The sequence below is a fragment of the Mycobacterium sp. genome, from assembly GCF_049683355.1.
Lineage (GTDB): Bacteria > Actinomycetota > Actinomycetes > Mycobacteriales > Mycobacteriaceae > Mycobacterium.
In genome coordinates this window covers 13752-29053 of sequence record NZ_JBAUJB010000162.1, presented here as the reverse complement: position 1 = coordinate 29053, position 15302 = coordinate 13752, and the positions used below count along the sequence as shown (strand labels likewise).

14 protein-coding genes and 3 pseudogenes are annotated in these 15302 nt (G+C 65.9%); 10 read left to right on the top strand and 7 right to left on the bottom strand.

Annotated elements, in window-relative coordinates; genetic code table 11:
• Nucleotides 1-165: 165 nt before the first annotated feature.
• From WA944_RS10105 to iolC, 5 genes are read right to left on the bottom strand one after another with little or no spacing between them, the layout of a single operon-like run.
• Nucleotides 166-1179 carry a Gfo/Idh/MocA family protein gene (locus WA944_RS10105; RefSeq protein WP_526646854.1) on the bottom strand — a complete coding sequence of 338 codons (1014 nt, stop codon included), beginning with the start codon at nt 1177-1179 and terminating at the stop codon, nt 166-168.
• Between the two features lie 7 nt (nt 1180-1186).
• Entirely contained in the window at nt 1187-3136 is a 1950-nt protein-coding gene (gene iolD / locus WA944_RS10100; protein ID WP_526370482.1) for a 3D-(3,5/4)-trihydroxycyclohexane-1,2-dione acylhydrolase (decyclizing), read from the bottom strand.
• Between the two features lie 3 nt (nt 3137-3139).
• Nucleotides 3140-4030 carry a 5-deoxy-glucuronate isomerase gene (gene iolB / locus WA944_RS10095; RefSeq protein ID WP_526370480.1) on the bottom strand — a complete coding sequence of 297 codons (891 nt, stop codon included), beginning with the start codon at nt 4028-4030 and terminating at the stop codon, nt 3140-3142.
• Nucleotides 4031-4032: 2 nt separating this feature from the next.
• Nucleotides 4033-4917, bottom strand: coding sequence for a Cgl0159 family (beta/alpha)8-fold protein (locus WA944_RS10090; protein ID WP_526370478.1), 885 nt, complete (start codon nt 4915-4917; stop codon nt 4033-4035).
• Nucleotides 4910-5893 (bottom strand): 5-dehydro-2-deoxygluconokinase, encoded by a 984-nt coding sequence (gene iolC, locus WA944_RS10085; RefSeq protein WP_526370476.1) that lies wholly within the window; start codon nt 5891-5893, stop codon nt 4910-4912. Before iolC ends, WA944_RS10090 begins: the two co-directional genes overlap by 8 nt.
• A 152-nt stretch (nt 5894-6045) precedes the next feature.
• On the opposite strand from iolC, the gene WA944_RS10080 reads away from it, so the two are divergent.
• Nucleotides 6046-6777: a GntR family transcriptional regulator gene (locus WA944_RS10080; protein ID WP_526370474.1), complete on the top strand. Its 732-nt coding sequence runs from the start codon at nt 6046-6048 to the stop codon at nt 6775-6777.
• A gap of 72 nt (nt 6778-6849) precedes the next feature.
• Here the strand turns inward: WA944_RS10080 and WA944_RS10075 are convergent, their stop codons facing one another.
• Both WA944_RS10075 and WA944_RS10070 read right to left on the bottom strand, forming a co-directional pair.
• The gene (locus WA944_RS10075; RefSeq protein WP_526370472.1) at nt 6850-7620 is read right to left on the bottom strand and encodes a TIM barrel protein; all 771 of its coding nucleotides are present in this window, start codon (nt 7618-7620) and stop codon (nt 6850-6852) included.
• Nucleotides 7617-8588 (bottom strand): Gfo/Idh/MocA family oxidoreductase, encoded by a 972-nt coding sequence (locus WA944_RS10070; RefSeq protein ID WP_526646852.1) that lies wholly within the window; start codon nt 8586-8588, stop codon nt 7617-7619. The genes WA944_RS10075 and WA944_RS10070 overlap by 4 nt, the downstream gene beginning before the upstream one ends.
• Before the next feature lie 105 nt (nt 8589-8693).
• Between WA944_RS10070 and WA944_RS10065 the strand changes: the two genes are divergently transcribed.
• From WA944_RS10065 to WA944_RS10025, 9 genes and pseudogenes are all read left to right on the top strand, one after another.
• Nucleotides 8694-9683 carry a LacI family DNA-binding transcriptional regulator gene (locus tag WA944_RS10065; protein ID WP_526610326.1) on the top strand — a complete coding sequence of 330 codons (990 nt, stop codon included), beginning with the start codon at nt 8694-8696 and terminating at the stop codon, nt 9681-9683.
• A 164-nt stretch (nt 9684-9847) separates the two neighbouring features.
• Nucleotides 9848-10834: a substrate-binding domain-containing protein gene (locus tag WA944_RS10060; protein WP_526610325.1), complete on the top strand. Its 987-nt coding sequence runs from the start codon at nt 9848-9850 to the stop codon at nt 10832-10834.
• On the top strand, nt 10834-11892 hold the full coding sequence (locus WA944_RS10055) for an ABC transporter permease (RefSeq protein ID WP_526610323.1): 1059 nt from the start codon (nt 10834-10836) through the stop codon (nt 11890-11892). Before WA944_RS10060 ends, WA944_RS10055 begins: the two co-directional genes overlap by 1 nt.
• A 4-nt stretch (nt 11893-11896) precedes the next feature.
• Nucleotides 11897-12721: an ATP-binding cassette domain-containing protein gene (locus WA944_RS10050; RefSeq protein WP_526375498.1), complete on the top strand. Its 825-nt coding sequence runs from the start codon at nt 11897-11899 to the stop codon at nt 12719-12721.
• A gap of 65 nt (nt 12722-12786) precedes the next feature.
• Nucleotides 12787-13266 carry an SRPBCC family protein gene (locus WA944_RS10045; protein WP_526375500.1) on the top strand — a complete coding sequence of 160 codons (480 nt, stop codon included), beginning with the start codon at nt 12787-12789 and terminating at the stop codon, nt 13264-13266.
• Between the two features lie 88 nt (nt 13267-13354).
• Nucleotides 13355-13483, top strand: coding sequence for a hypothetical protein (locus WA944_RS10040; protein ID WP_526375502.1), 129 nt, complete (start codon nt 13355-13357; stop codon nt 13481-13483).
• A 214-nt stretch (nt 13484-13697) separates the two neighbouring features.
• A pseudogene (locus tag WA944_RS10035) lies at nt 13698-14410 on the top strand (MlaE family ABC transporter permease).
• A 99-nt stretch (nt 14411-14509) separates the two neighbouring features.
• Nucleotides 14510-14731, top strand: a pseudogene (locus WA944_RS10030) (ABC transporter permease); the annotation flags it as partial.
• A pseudogene (locus tag WA944_RS10025) lies at nt 14701-15300 on the top strand (MCE family protein); the annotation flags it as partial. The pseudogenes WA944_RS10030 and WA944_RS10025, both read left to right, overlap by 31 nt.
• Between the last annotated feature and the right edge of the window lie 2 nt (nt 15301-15302).

Here is a 15302-nt window from a genome sequence, read left to right as displayed (position 1 = left end):
TGCGCGTCCTGCACAGTCGCCAACGCCACCTGCCCGGTGACCGCACCGGTCGCCGGGTTCGTCACCGGCGCCGTACCACTACCGGTCCCGGAGAACTCCTTGTTGTCCACCCAATGAGAAATGGTCTTTGTCATCGATTTCTTCTTTCCTTGATGATGTTTCGGTCTAGGGGCGTTCTGCGAGGTGCACGGCGACGGGCAGGCCGCTCTTGAGTGACTCGACGCCAGCAGCGCAGACGGCTGCGGCTGCGTAGCCGTCCCACGCGGTGGGTCCGTCGACGTTGATGCCGGCCCGGACGGCGTCGACCCAGCGCTGGATCTGGGTGTCGTAAGCGCGGCCGAAGCGTTCACGGAACCCGGGCGTCACCTGCCCGCCCCACGTGGCCGGGGCGGATTTACGGATCAGCCCGATGTCCAGGCCGATGATCGCGTTGCCCTTCTCACCGACCACTTCGGTGCGAACCTCGTAGGCCACGCCGGTGGTGACAAAGAGTTCGACGTCGACGTGCTTTCCCGAGTCGGTCCTCAGGATGGCGATCTGGGGATCGATGACGCCTTCCGGCGCTGCGGGATTGGAGAACGGTTTGACGATCTGCACACTCACGATCTCCTCGTCGAACAGGAACCGCGTCACGTCGACCTCGTGGACGAGTGAGTCCTTGACGATCAACGAGCTGTCGAAGTACGACGGCACACTGGCGTTGCGATGCACACAGTGCATCACCAGTGGACGGCCCAGCTCGCCGCCGTCCAGCAGTACCTTCAGGCGCATGTATTCGTCGTCGAAGCGACGCATGAAGCCGACCTGGATCAGCGGACGATCCAGCGCGGCTTCCCGTCGGACGATGTCCAGCGAGGTGGCGACGTCGGTGGTCAGCGGCTTTTCGCACATGACGGGTTTGCCGTGTTCGAGGCAGGCCAGCAGTTGGATTTCGTGAGTGCTTCCCGGCGTGGCCAGCACCACGGCGTCGACATCAGCGTCGGCGATCGCGTCGAGCGGATCAACGATCGCGCGGCAGCCGTCGATCTGCGACGCGATCTGCTCGGCTTTCTCGGTGACGTAGTCGTTCACGACGGTGACCCGGGCCCCCGAGATCCGCGACGTGATGCGGGTGACGTGATCGGCGCCCATCACTCCGACACCGAGAACGGCGACCCGCAATTCATTGCTGTCAGACATCGCAGCCTCAGCGATCGGACGGATTGATCAGTGGCCGTTGCACTTTCTTCCAATCCGAATAGCGTTCATAAGCGGATTGTGTCGAGGCCAGCGTTGACACCTGGCTGACCGGGACGTCCCACCAGGACTGGCTGTCGGGGGCGAAGATCATCGGGTCGGTCTCGACATAGATCACCGTGGTGCGTTCGCCGGCCTTGGCGACTTTCACCGCATCCGAGAACTCCGCGGCCGTCGTCACCCGGATCACGTCGGCGCCCAGGCTCGCGGCGTTGGCCGCCAGATCCACCGGAAGCGTGTTGCCGTCGAGGCGGCCGTCTTCGCTGCGGTACCGGTAGGCCGTGCCGAATCGCTGCGAGCCCAACGACTCTGACAGGCCGCCGATGGAGGCGAAGCCGTGGTTCTGTACCAGCACCGGGATGACCTTGACGCCCTCCTGCACCGCGGTCACGAGTTCGGTGGCCATCATCAGGTAGGAACCGTCGCCGACCATGATGAACACATCCCGGTCCGGGGCAGCCATCCGCACTCCGATGCCGCCGGCGATCTCGTAGCCCATGCAGGAGTACCCGTACTCGACGTGATAACCCTTGCGGTCGCGCAGCCGCCACAGCTTGTGCAGGTCCCCGGGCATGGACCCGGCCGCGCACACCACGACGTCACGAGGATCCGAAAGGGTGTTGACCAGGCCGATCACCTGATTCTGATTCAGTGCGGCGCCGTCGTCGGTGCGGTACACCGCCGACACTGTGTCGTTCCAGTCGCTCATCAGTTCCGCTGTGCGGGTGCGATATTCGTCGCTGACGGTGTAGTCACCGACGGCGACGCTCAACGCCTGGAGTGCTTCGCGCGCGTCGGCGACAACGCTGATGCCGCCCTGTTTGACCGAATCCAGGGACGCCACGTTGATGTTGACGAACCGGACGTCGGGGTTGTTGAACGCGGTGCGCGAGGCTGAGGTGAAATCGCTGTACCGGGTGCCGATACCGATGATGACATCGGCGTCGCCGGCCAGCGCGTTGGCGGCCGTGGTGCCCGTGGAGCCGACAGCACCGACACTCTGTGGATGCTCGTGCAGCAGCGATCCTTTGCCTGCCTGGCTCTCGCACACCGGGATGCCGGTCTGACCGGCGAACTCGGCCAGCGTGTTGTCGGCGCCGGAGTAGATGACGCCGCCACCGGCAACGATCAACGGCTTGGTGGCCGCGCGGATCACCTCTGCAGCGCGGGTGATCATCGAGCGCTCCGGCATCGGCCGGGCGATGTGCCACGTCCGTTCGGCGAACATGGACTGTGGCCAGTCGAACGCCTCGGCCTGGACGTCCTGGGGCAGCGAGATCGTCGCCGCACCGGTCTCGGCGGGGTCGGTCAGCACCCGCATCGCACCGAGCAGTGCGGCAGGCAACTGCTCGGGACGCCACACCCGGTCGAAGTACCGTGACAGCGGCTTGAAGGCATCGTTGACGGTGACATCGCCGCTGGACGGCAGTTCCAACTCCTGCAGCACCGGCGAGCTCGCGCGCGTGGCGAAAGTATCTGAGGCCAAGAGCAATACCGGCAGCCGGTTGATCGTGGCCAGTGCCGCGCCGGTGAGCATGTTCGTCGAACCGGGACCGACGCTTGCTGTCACCGCCCAGGCTTGCAGGCGATCCTGCTGCCGGGCGTAGGCGACCGCTGTGTGCACCATGGCCTGCTCGTTGCGGCCCAGCACGTACTTCAGGCCGGGTTCTTGCCCCGCCTCGGCTGCCTCGATCTCGTCCTGTAGCAGCGCCTGGCCGATGCCTGCGACGTTGCCGTGGCCGAAGATGCCCAGGCACCCGGCGAAGAACTTGTGGCGTTCGCCGTCACGCTCGACGTACTGATTGGCCAAAAACCGCACCGTGGCTTGAGCCACCGTGAGCGGGACGGTCGGTTCGGTGTCGGCGAGCTTGTCGGTCGACTTCGGCGCGGTGGAAACCACGGGTCATTCTCCTTTGGATGCGGAGGAGGTCTCGGAAAACGCAGTGAACGGGAGGCGGGGGTCGATCTCTTGGTGCTCCCAGCTGCCACGTAACCACGTGTGGTTGGGATCGTCACAGATGAGCCATGCGCGGTCGGGACCTGAACCGGCCATCACGTTCAGGTAGTACATGTGGTGGCCCGGTGCGGCGATGGAGGGACCGTGATACCCGTGGGGGACCAGCACGGCGTCGCCGGTTCGGACCTCCTCGAGCACCTCGATGGGCCGCTCCGGGGTGCCGTACACCCGGTGGTATCCGAAACCCGTTGTGCCGGCTGGGCTGTCGGCGATCTCGAAGTAGTAGATCTCCTCGAGTTGTGTCTCCACGTCGGTGTTCTCGTCATGCTTGTGCGCGGGGTAACTCGACCAGTTCCCGCCGGGGGTGATGACCTCGCAGGCGATCAACGAGTCGGCCTCGAACGTGGTGGCGGTGCCGAAGTTGTGTACCTGGCGACTGCAGTTGCCCGCGCCGCGAAGCTCAACGGCAACGTCGGCTGCGGCGACCCGGCGGTTGGGGTACGAATTCGTCGCACGCGCACCGCAGATGGCGATCCGGCCCCGGCCCTTGAGGCTGTAGGCCTGGTTGATGCCCAGGTACACCATGTCGGCGGGACCGTCAAAAACCGAAGCGCGCGGCGATAATTCGAAGGACTCGCCGGCGCACTCGACTGTGCCTGCACCGGCCAGCGGCAGGATCATCACCTCGTCGTCGCCGGTGTGCAGCGACACCTCCCGCGCGTCGTCGAGGTCGACCACATGAAGGGAGGATTCCGACCATCCGGCGTCCTCGGGGGTGATGGCGACGGCGAACGGTGCGGCACCACTGTCGGCGGGGATGTACAGATTGCTGTGCATGATCACCGCACCAACGCCACCGCGGTGGCGACCGCAGAGCCCACATCGTCGTCGGCGGGGTAGAGCAGGGTGCGGCCGACGATCAGGCCGCGCACCGACGGAAGCGCCAGCGCTTTCTCCCAACTTGCGAACGCCTCGTCGGGATCGGTCGGATCCCCGCCGAGCAGCAGGGTGGGCATTGTGGTGGATTCCATCACCCGGTCCATCTCGTCGACGACGGGGAGCTTCATCCAGGTGTAGGCCGACGTGGCGCCCAGGCCCTGGCTGATGTGTACGGACTTGATCACCGCGTCGGGGCTCAGGTCGTTGCAGACCTTGCCGTTTACCCGAGAGGACATGAAGGGCTCCAGCATCGCGATCAGGCCGTGCGCGGCGAGTTCGTCGACGGCCTGTGCGCACGACGCCAGCGTGGCCACCGTGCCCTGGTCATCGAGATCGATACGGCACAGCATCTTTCCGCCGTTCATCTTTGCGGCCGCCGTCGATGCAGCGGTGGCGCCGGTCATCCGGTCGTCGAGTTCGAACGACGACCCCGCGAGCCCGCCCCGGTTGAACGACGAGAACACGACCTTGCCCTCGAGTGCGCCCAGGAGCACGAGGTCGTCGAGGATGTCCGCGGTGGCCAGCACGCCGTCGACGCCCGGATCGGCGAGCGCTGCGCGCAACCGATCCAGCAGATCGGTGCGGCTGTTCATCGCGGTGGGGCGTGCGCCGACCGCCAGGGCGCCGCGGGCCGGGTGATCAGCGGCGACGATCATTAGTTTTCCGTTGTCGCGCAACGTCGGTCGGGTCGACCGCTGCTGCCAGGCCCGGGCGACCGCCGCGGGGTCCGTGGCTCGGATCTCGGTGACCGCGGGGTAGTCGGCACACATGGGTGAATCAGACATTGACGGCTCCTACTGCGGTCTGCTCGGCCAACTCGGCTACTTCTGCGGCGGTCGGCATGGCGGTCGAGCACTCCAGTCGGCCGGCGACGATGGCACCGGCGGCGTTGGCGTAGCGCAGCGTCTTCTCCAGCGGCCATCCGTTGAGCAGGCCGTGGCACAGGCTCCCACCGAAGGAGTCGCCGGCGCCGAGGCCGTTGACGACGTCAACCTCGTTGGGTGCCACTGTGACCGATGAGTGCCTGCTCTTGCCGAGCACACCCCGGGGGCCCTGTTTGACGATCGCCAACTCGACACCCAGGTCGAGCAGCGCGTCGGCGGCTTTGTGCGGGTTCGACTCGCCGACGGCGATCTCACACTCCTCCCGGTTGCCGACGGCGACGGTGACGTGAGCCAGCGCGCGCTGAACCTGCTCGGTGGCGTCCGCCGGCGAAGCCCAGAACATCGGCCGGTAGTCGAGATCGAGAACCGTGAGCGGCGCGCGGCTTTCGGTATTCCCGCCGCGAGCTTCCCACGCTTCGAAGTGCGCGCTCCGACTTGGCTCCTCGGACAGTCCGGTGACCGTCGCCCACAACAGCCCCGCAGACCGGACCGCGTCGGCGTCGATGTCCCCGGGGTTGATCTGCAGATCCGGAGCGCTCGGCTTTCGGTAGAAGTAGAGCGGAAAGTCGTCGGGGGGGAAGATCTCGCAGAACGTCACCGGCGTCGGGAACTCGCCGTGGGTGGCCACGTAGCGGTTGTCTACACCGAGACGGGCGAGTTCCGCGCGGACGAACCGGCCGAACGGATCGTCACCGACGCCGGAGATCAGGGCAGCACGATTGCCGAGCCGCGAAGCGGCGACCGCGACGTTGGCGGCGCTTCCGCCGAGGAACTTTCCGAACGTCTCGACGTCCTCCAGGCCGACACCGACCTGGAGTGGATACACGTCGACGCCGGATCGCCCGATGGCGAGGACGTCAAATGGCTGATTGGTCATCAAAGTCACTCCGACGAGTAGGTGGGTGGCTGGATATGACTGTGCCTCGCATCACGGTGCTGTGTCAATAGTTTGTCCTGACATTCTTACTTGCAATCATGGACTGTTAGGATGCAGCTACCCTGACGGATAACTCGAGATCGGAGCCCGACGTGCCCCTGACAGTGGAGATCGACAGGTCAAGCCCTGTTCCCCTCTACTATCAGCTCGCCCAGGCGATCGAGACCGCTATTCGCGAGGGCGAACTCGCCCCGGGCGATCGCTTCGAAAACGAGCTGGCCCTCGCGAAGCGGTTGGCACTGTCACGCCCGACAACGCGGCGGGCGATCCAGGAGCTCGTTGACAAGGGCATGCTGGTGCGCAAGCGCGGTGTCGGCACGCAGGTCGTCCAGAACCCGGTGCACCGCCGGGTGGAGCTGACAAGCCTTTTCGAGGATCTGGCACGCGCCGGCCAGGAGCCCACCACCCGATTGCTCGAGTACCGGGTGGGTCCGCCCGACGAGGAGGTTGCCCGGGAGCTCAACCTCGCCGCGGACCGTGAGGTGGTCTGCATCCAGCGCCTGCGCTGCGCCAACGGCGAACCGTTGGCCGTGATGATCAATCACCTGCCGGTGGAGATCGCGCCCGATGCGGAAGAGCTCGAGAGCAACGGGCTGTACCAGTCGATGCGGGCCCGCGGCGTACACATCCGGTTGGCGAGTCAGCGGATCGGGGCGCGCGGTGCCACCCGTGCCGAGGCGCAGCTTCTCGACGAAAAGTTCAATGCGCCGCTGTTGACGACGGCGCGCACCGCGTTCGACGACTCCGGAGCCGCGGTCGAGTTCGGCAATCACTGCTACCGGGCGTCGCGCTACTACTTCGACACCACGCTCGTCGACCGCTAGCCCCCTTCGCCGGAACGGTATTCCAGGCGCCTTTCTTGCGGAAATCTGCTGCTGGAATACAGTTCCGGCGGGTCAGGAGAAGGCGGCGCGGAAGGACTGCAGTGCTGCCTCGCTGTCGCCTGACGCCCACGCCTCCAGTCCAACGGTGCCCGTGTAGCCCATGGAACGCAGCGCCTCGGCGATCGCCGGGTAGTTGATCTCGCCGGTGCCGGGCTCACAACGTCCCGGGACGTCGGCCACCTGGATCTCACCGATGGCGTCCCCGCAGCGGCGCACCAACTCGATCAGGTTTCCCTCGCCGATCTGGGCGTGGTAAAGGTCCAGCATCATCTTCACGTTCGGGTGAGCGACACCCTCGACGAGGGCGAGGGTGTCCTTGGCACGGGCCAGTGGCACGCCGGGGTGGTCGACGATGGTGTTGAGGTTCTCCACGCAGAAGGTCACGCCGGCCGCGGCGCCGAGGTCGCCGATGCGCTGCAGCGTGCGTGTCGCGGTGAGCCACATCTGACCGGTCGCGCGGTGACGGGGGCGGGCGGCCTGGCCGTCGACGAGCTCGGCGGTGTGCAGGTTCAGCCGTGTCACCCCGAGCGTCTCGGCGGCCTTGATGCTCAGTTCGGCGGTGCGCACCACCTCATCGGCGCTGGCGGGGTCGACGAGATCGCCGTGCAGGTAACCGGTCATCGACGTGAACGTGGCACCGGTGGCGGCCAGCGTCTGCAGGTCTTTGTCGTGCCAACTCCAGATCTCGACGGCGAAGCCGAGTTCGTCGATACGCCGGATGCGGTCGAGGATCGGCAGATCGGTGAACACCATCTCCGACGACACGGCGAGCTGGAAGCTCACCGCAGCACTCCGTTGAGCAGCACCGGCGCCTGCCGCTCCACTGATTCCCTTGCAGCCAAGGCGATTTCGAGGGCGACACGGGCATCGGCCCCGGTGACCGACGGTTCGATACCCGCCTGGACGCAGTCGACGAAGTGGACGAACTGCGCCACATAGGCCTCGTGGAACAGCTCGATATTTGCCCTACCCGCCTGCTCGGGTGCACGCCCCGCCAGCAGAACGCCGTCGGAGCCGAAGACCTCACCGCGGACGTCGTAGCCGTACACGGCTTGGAAGCTGGCCTCTGCCAACGCGAATGCGCCGTTGTCGAACCTGATGTGGACCACCGAGGTGTCGAGAAAACCCTGGTCGGCGTACTGCGGATGGATGAGCGCGGCGGCCTGGGCGTACACCTCGGTGACGCGGGCGCCCGGGTTCAGCCAGCAGAGTGTGTCGAAATCGTGGATCAGGGTTTCGTTGAAGATCGTCCACGGCTTGACGCGCGCGGCCACCTCGGCGGAGATGCCGGGATCGCGGGTCAGAGACCGCAGCATCTGGGGCGTGCCGATCTCACCGTCCACGATGCGAGTGTGGGCGGCTGCGAAGTCGGTCGCGAAGCGGCGGTTGAACCCGACCTGCAAGGCCACCCCGGCGGCCTTCACGGCTTCGATGGCCCGGTCGGCATCGTCGAGCGTGAGGGCCATCGGCTTCTCACAGAACACGTGTTTGCCCGCGCGTGCCGCGGCGACGACGAGGTCGGCGTGGCTGGCGGCGGGGGACGAGATGACGATTGCGTCAATCGACGGATCCGCGAGCAGCTCCAGCGGATCTTGGTAGCTGCGTGGGGGCGAAAGCCGTTCTGCTGCGCCGGGTACCGGATCGGCAACGGCCACCAGGCGGGCGTTGGGCAGCCGCTGGGCGAGCGTCTCGGCGTGAAAACTGCCGATCCACCCGGCACCGACGAGCCCGAAGGACAACGGTGAGGACATGAGCGTCTCCGAATCTGGCACGAACTGAACTAGAACGTTCTAGTAACGTAGATGCTAAAGGCGGAATTCGTCAACGCCGACTTTGGAACGATCTAGGCTGGACGCGTGACGCGCAGACCGACGCTCGAGGACGTGGCCCAACGTGCCGGGTGTTCAAGGGCATTGGTGTCGATAGTGATGCGCGACGCGGTCGGCGCGAGTGAGCGCACCCGCGAGCGCGTGAAACAGGCGGCCGACGAGATCGGCTACCGCCCGGACCCGCATGCCCAGCGGTTGCGTCGGCATCGCTCCAAGCTGATCGGGGTGACATTCGCCGCGGGGCAGGAATTCCACGCCGATGTCGTCGACAGCCTCTACGTCGCCACCGAAGCGCTCGGATACGACGTGGTGCTCAGCGCCGTCACGCCGCACCACGACGAAGCACGGGCGGTTCGGACGCTGGTCGACGATCGATGCGAAGGCCTGGTGGTGATCGGTCCGCAGATCTCGCCGCGCCAACTCGCCGATCTCGCGGCGCAGATCCCGGTGGTGGTCGTGGCGCGCCGAATGCGCGGAGTCGACGCTGTGCGCAGCGACGACGTCGCCGGCGCCGTCCTCGGGGTGGACCATCTGGTGGGCCTGGGGCATCGCCGGATCGTCTACCTGGACGGGGGGCGGGCGCCCGGCGCCGCCGAGCGACTGCGCGGCTACCGGCGAGCGGTCCGGGCCGCGGGCCTGCCCGAACTGATCGCGACGGGCGGCCTGACGGAGCAGGAGGGGGCCGACGCGGCATCGTCACTGCTCGCGGCCGCCGAGCTCCCGGAGGCGGTCTTCGCCTTCAACGACCGCTGCGCGCTCGGCGTGATGGATGTGTTGATCCGGTCGGGAGTGTCGGTACCGCAACAGATCTCGGTGATGGGTTTCGACGACAGCCCGTTGGCCGGGCTGACCCACATCAGCCTCACGACGATCCGCCAGGACTGTGTCGCTCTGGCCGGCGCGGGGGTGCAGAGGCTGGTGGGGCGCCTGGAGGGCGCTCTCGATGCGGCGGACGTCGTCGACGTCGTATGCGAACCGGCCCTGGTGATACGTGGCTCAACCATCCCGCGTCTCTGAACAGCACAAACCCGAAGCGCATATGACTTGCAGTCCTAATGTCAGGACAAAGTCTTGACTTTCAGGTGTGAGACGTATTACATCATTTAGGAGGCGTGTCGCCCGGCACAGGCCCGCGGGGGTCGATGAGGGCGTCGCGGCGGTCTCGAAGACAAGGAGAAGCAATGACGTTCAAGCGACTCGCGGCATTCGCCGGGGCAGGCGCCCTGGCACTGGGGATTGTGTCGTGCTCGTCCACTGGAGGAGCACCCGAGGGGGACGGAAACGGCTCTGGTGGCGGCACCGTCGACACCCCCCGAATGACCATCGTTATGATCACCCACGAGGTGCCCGGTGACTCGTTCTGGGACCTGGTCCGCAAGGGCGCAGAGACGGCCGCCCAGAAAGACAATGTCGAATTGCGCTACTCCAACGATCCAGAGGCGCCCAACCAGGCCAACCTGGTCCAGAGCGCGATCGACAGCGGGGTCGACGGCATCGCGGTGACACTCGCCAAGCCCGACGCCATGCAGGCAGCGGTCAATGCTGCCGCGGAGAAGGGCATTCCGGTCGTGGCGTTCAACGCCGGTATGGACTCCTGGAAGGAGATGGGCGTCAAGGAGTACTTCGGTCAGGACGGCTTCATCGCCGGCCAGGGGGTCGGTGACCGACTGCGCGCCGAGGGCGCGACCAAGGCGCTGTGTGTCATCCAAGAGCAGGGGCACGTGGACCTCGAAGCCCGCTGCGCCGGGGTGCGCGACACCTTCCCGGCGACCGAGATCCTCAACGTCAACGGCAAGGACATGCCGTCGGTGGAATCGACCATCACCGCCAAGCTGCAACAGGACCCCAGCGTCGACTACGTCGTCACCCTTGGTGCCCCGTTCGCCCTCACCGCGGTGCAGTCGGCCGCCAGGGCCGGCAGCGAAACGAAGATCGGCACCTTCGACACCAACGCCGCGTTGGTCGGGGCCATCGAGTCCGGCGACGTGCAGTGGGCCGTGGATCAGCAGCCTTACCTGCAGGGCTATCTCGCCGTGGACTCCCTGTGGCTGTACCTGAGCAACGGCAACGTGCTCGGTGGCGGCCAGCCCACCCTGACCGGCCCGGCGTTCATCGATCAGACCAACATCGACGCGGTGGCCGAGTACGCGAAGAACGGAACGCGCTGATGACCACTCAGTCAGAGATGGACGTGGCCCCTCAGAAGGTGGCCAGAGACGAACGTGTCAAGGAACGAAACCGGGCGCAGCGCCTGCTGATCCGCCCCGAGGTGGGTGCAGCGATCGGTGCGATCGGCATCTTCGTGCTCTTCGTGATCGTGGCAGAGCCGTTCCGCGAGGCCTCCTCGCTGGCCACCGTGCTGTACGCCAGTTCCACCATCGGCATCATGGCCTGCGGTGTCGCCGTGCTGATGATCGGGGGCGAGTTCGACCTGTCGACCGGCGTCGCCGTGACGTTCAGCTCTCTGGCGGCGTCGATGCTGGCCTACAACCTGCACCTGAACCTCTGGGCCGGCGCCGCATTGGCGCTGGTCCTGGCGCTGGCGGTCGGCTTCTTCAATGGCTTCCTGGTGATGAAGACCAAGATCCCGAGCTTCCTGATCACATTGAGCACCTTCTTCATGCTCGCGGGCATCAACCTCGCCGTCACCAAGTTGGTCGCCGGTCAGGTGGCCACCCAGAGTGTCAGCGACATGCAGGGCTGGGATTCGGCACGGGCGGTGTTCGCCTCGTCGTTCACGGTGTTCGGGGTGAGCATCCGCATCACCGTGGTGTGGTGGCTGGTCTTCACCGCGGTGGCCACCTGGGTGCTGTTCAAGACCAAGATCGGCAACTGGATCTTCGCCGTCGGGGGGGACAAGGAAAGCGCACGCGCCGTTGGCGTCCCGGTCACCGCGGTCAAGATCGGGCTGTTCATGTTCGTCGGGTTCTGTGCCTGGTTCGTCGGCATGCACCTGCTGTTCTCGTTCAACACAGTGCAGTCCGGCCAGGGCATCGGCAACGAGTTCTTCTACATCATCGCCGCGGTCATCGGTGGATGCCTGCTCACCGGCGGCTACGGCACCGCGATCGGCGCCGCCATCGGTGCGTTCATCTTCGGGATGACGAACCAGGGCATCGTCTACGCGGGCTGGGACCCCGACTGGTTCAAGTTCTTCCTGGGCGCGATGCTGCTGTTCGCGGTGATCGCCAACAATGCCTTCCGCAACTACGCAGCGAAGAGGTGACCTGATGACCACCACAGTCGAAAAGCCGAGCAGCGACGCACCTTCGGGCGGCAAGGTGCCGCTCGTCGAACTGAAGGACGTCGGCAAGTCCTACGGCAACATCACCGCGCTCAAGGACATCTGCCTGCGGGTGCACGCCGGCGAGGTCACCGGCATCCTCGGTGACAACGGCGCGGGAAAGTCCACGCTGATCAAGATCATCTCAGGGCTGCATCAGCAGACCGACGGTGAACTGCTCGTCGACGGGGAACCGATCAAGTTCGGCTCACCGGCGGACGCGCTGGAGAAGGGCATCGCTACGGTGTACCAGAACCTGGCCGTCGTACCGTTGATGCCGGTGTGGCGCAACTTCTTCCTCGGCCAGGAGCTGCGCAAGAAGTCGTTCCCGTTCTCGTTGGACGCCGATGCGATGCGGGCGACGACGCTGGCCGAACTGTCGAAGATGGGCATCGACCTGCCCGACGTCGACGTGCCGATCGGTTCACTGTCGGGCGGTCAGAAGCAGTGTGTGGCGATCGCACGCGCCGTGTTCTTCGGGGCACGGGTGCTGATCCTCGACGAGCCGACGGCCGCGTTGGGCGTCAAGCAGTCCGGTGTGGTGCTGAAGTACATCACCGCGGCCAAGGAAGCCGGCTTCGGCGTGGTCTTCATCACCCACAACCCGCACCATGCGCACCTGGTGGGTGATCACTTCGTCCTGCTCAACCGCGGCCGGCAGAAGCTCGACTGCACCTACGACGAGATCACGCTCGAACACCTCACGCAGCAGATGGCCGGCGGTGACGAGCTCGAGGCGCTGTCCCACGAGCTGCGGGGCGCCAAGAACTAGGCGGGTTGGTTCTCCGAGTGGCCCTGTCGCGATTGGCCGGCAGGGCCTTCGGGTACAGCGCTGTGATGACCCCTTCAACACTGAAGACTGAAGACGCAGGGCCGAAGTCCGTCAGCCGCAGCGTGCAGGTCGGCGCGCCGATCGCGGAGATCTTCGCGATGATCGTCGATCCCCACCGCCATCCCGAGATCGACGGGTCCGGCACAGTGCGCGACATCGAGGTCAAGGGTCCCGACCGGCTCACCGAAGGTGACAAGTTCACCGTCGGTATGACGCAGTACGGCCTGCCGTACAAGATCACCTCGATGGCCACCGCGGTGCAGGAGAACCGGGTCGTCGAGTGGCAACATCCGCTCGGCCACCGGTGGCGCTGGGAGCTGGCCGAGGTAAGTCCCGCGACCACAAAGGTGACCGAGACGTTCGATTACTCCACCGCCAAGCTACCCTTCGTCATCGAGTTGCTCGGCATGCAGAAGAAGAACGCCGAGGGCATCGAATCCACCCTGGCCTCGCTGGCGAGCCGCTACGACCTGCACGCTTCATAGCACCGCCGACCAACGTTCACGGTCTCGACACGGCAACGTATGAAGCGTCGAAAGGCCAACCCCGGCCGGTCGCGGCACAATGGAGGGCATGGATCGGGATCTCGAGTCGCCGGCCGTTCCGGTATGGCGTGACCCGCTGTCGGTGGGCTGGCGTGCGCACCGCAACCTGTTGATGCTGCGCCTACGCTGGCACGAGCGCCGTACCCGCCGCGTGTAGGACGGCGAGGGGGTCCCGGAACCCCACCAACCCCCGTCCCGGGGTTAGCGGATCGCGCCTGTATGGCCCCGTACGGGAGACCATATACGTCCTTCTGGAAGCAGTGCGGGGTCCCCGGCATCGATAGCGTTCAGGTCATGCTGTCTATGGCGATCGAGGCCTTCGCGTGCTGCCAGCCACCAAACCCCTCCGCGCGCTCGGCGGCTTCTTCGCGATGTCGCTGGACACCTTCACGCTGATATTTCAACGGCCGTTCTCGTGGCGCGAGTACGTCATCCAGACCTGGTTCGTGGCGAGAGTCTCCGTACTACCGGCACTGATGCTGACGATGCCCTATTCGGTACTTCTCGTTTTCACGTTCAACATCCTGCTCAATGAGTTTGGCGCGTCGGACTTCTCCGGCACCGGCGCCGCGATCGGGACAGTCAACCAGATCGGGCCGATCGTGACCGTGCTCGTGGTCTCCGACGCGGGTGCGACGGCGATGTGCGCTGACCTGGGGCGCGCACCATCCGTGACGAGCTCGACGCGCTGCGGGTGATGGGGATCAATCCGATCCAGGCACTGGTGGTACCGCGCGTGCTGGCGGCCACCACCGTGGCCCTCGCGCTGTCCGCATCGGTGATCATCGTCGGACTCGCCGGGGCGTTCTTCTTCAGCGTATACATCCAGAATGTGTCTGCGGGAGCGTTCATCTCGGGCTTGACACTGCTCACTGGTGCGGGAGACGTCATCGTATCCCTGATCAAGGCATCCCTTTTCGGACTGGCCGCCGGTCGGATCGCCTGTTACAAGGGGGTGTACGTCGGGGGCGGCCCCGCCGGCGTGGGCAACGCCGTCAACGAGACCGTGGTCTTCACCTTCATGGTGCTGTTCGCCATCAACGTGATCGTGACCGCGGTCGGTAGCCAGTTCACGGTCTCGTGAGGTGACCGGATGAGCACCAGCACACCGAGCAAGCCATACGGACGACTGCACAGCGCCGTCGACGACTTCGCCACGGGGTGGAACCGGATCGGTGGCCAGATGCGCTTCTACGCCGAGACGCTGGCGGCGATTCCGGACGCGGTCCTGCACTACCGGACCGAGCTGCTGCGGTTGATCGCCCAGATGGGCCTCGGTAGCGGAGCGCTCGTCGTGGTCGGAGGCACCGTGGCGATCGTGGGCTTCCTGACCATGACGACGGGCGCCCTGGTGGCGGTGCAGGGATACAACCAGTTGGCGACGGTGGGATTCGAAGCGCTCACCACGCGAACATCGAACAGCTCCTGGTCCTGTTCCCTGCGGTCGTGTCGGCGGAGCAGGCGGGACTGGTGGCCAACCTCGGCACCAAGCAGGACTACAAGGGTCAGTACCTGAACATCAACCTGCCGCCGCCCTGCACCCCCGGCTTCCTGCCTGCCCAGCAGCAACGTTCGGCGGTCTTCGAGGATGCGCCCGAGCGCCCACCGGGCGATTCGTACTGCCGGGTTCCACAGGATTCACCGCTCAATGTTCGCGGCGCACACGATATCCCGTGCGTGACTAAACCCGCCAAGCGTGCTCCGACGGCCGCCATGTGTGAGAGCGACGAATTCTACGTACCGCTCAATGACGGATTCAACTGGAAGGGCGATCCGAACGCGACGACCTCGGGTCAGCCGGTCCCGCAGCTTCCGCCGGGAGGCGGCCTGGAACCGGCGTTGGCCGCTGTTGAATACGACCCCGCGACCGGCAGTTACGTTGGGCCCGACGGCCGCACCTACACCCAGGCGGACCTGGCCCCCGGCGCGTCGGGGGACCGGACGTGGCAGACGATGCTGCTGCCGCCGCCCTGAAG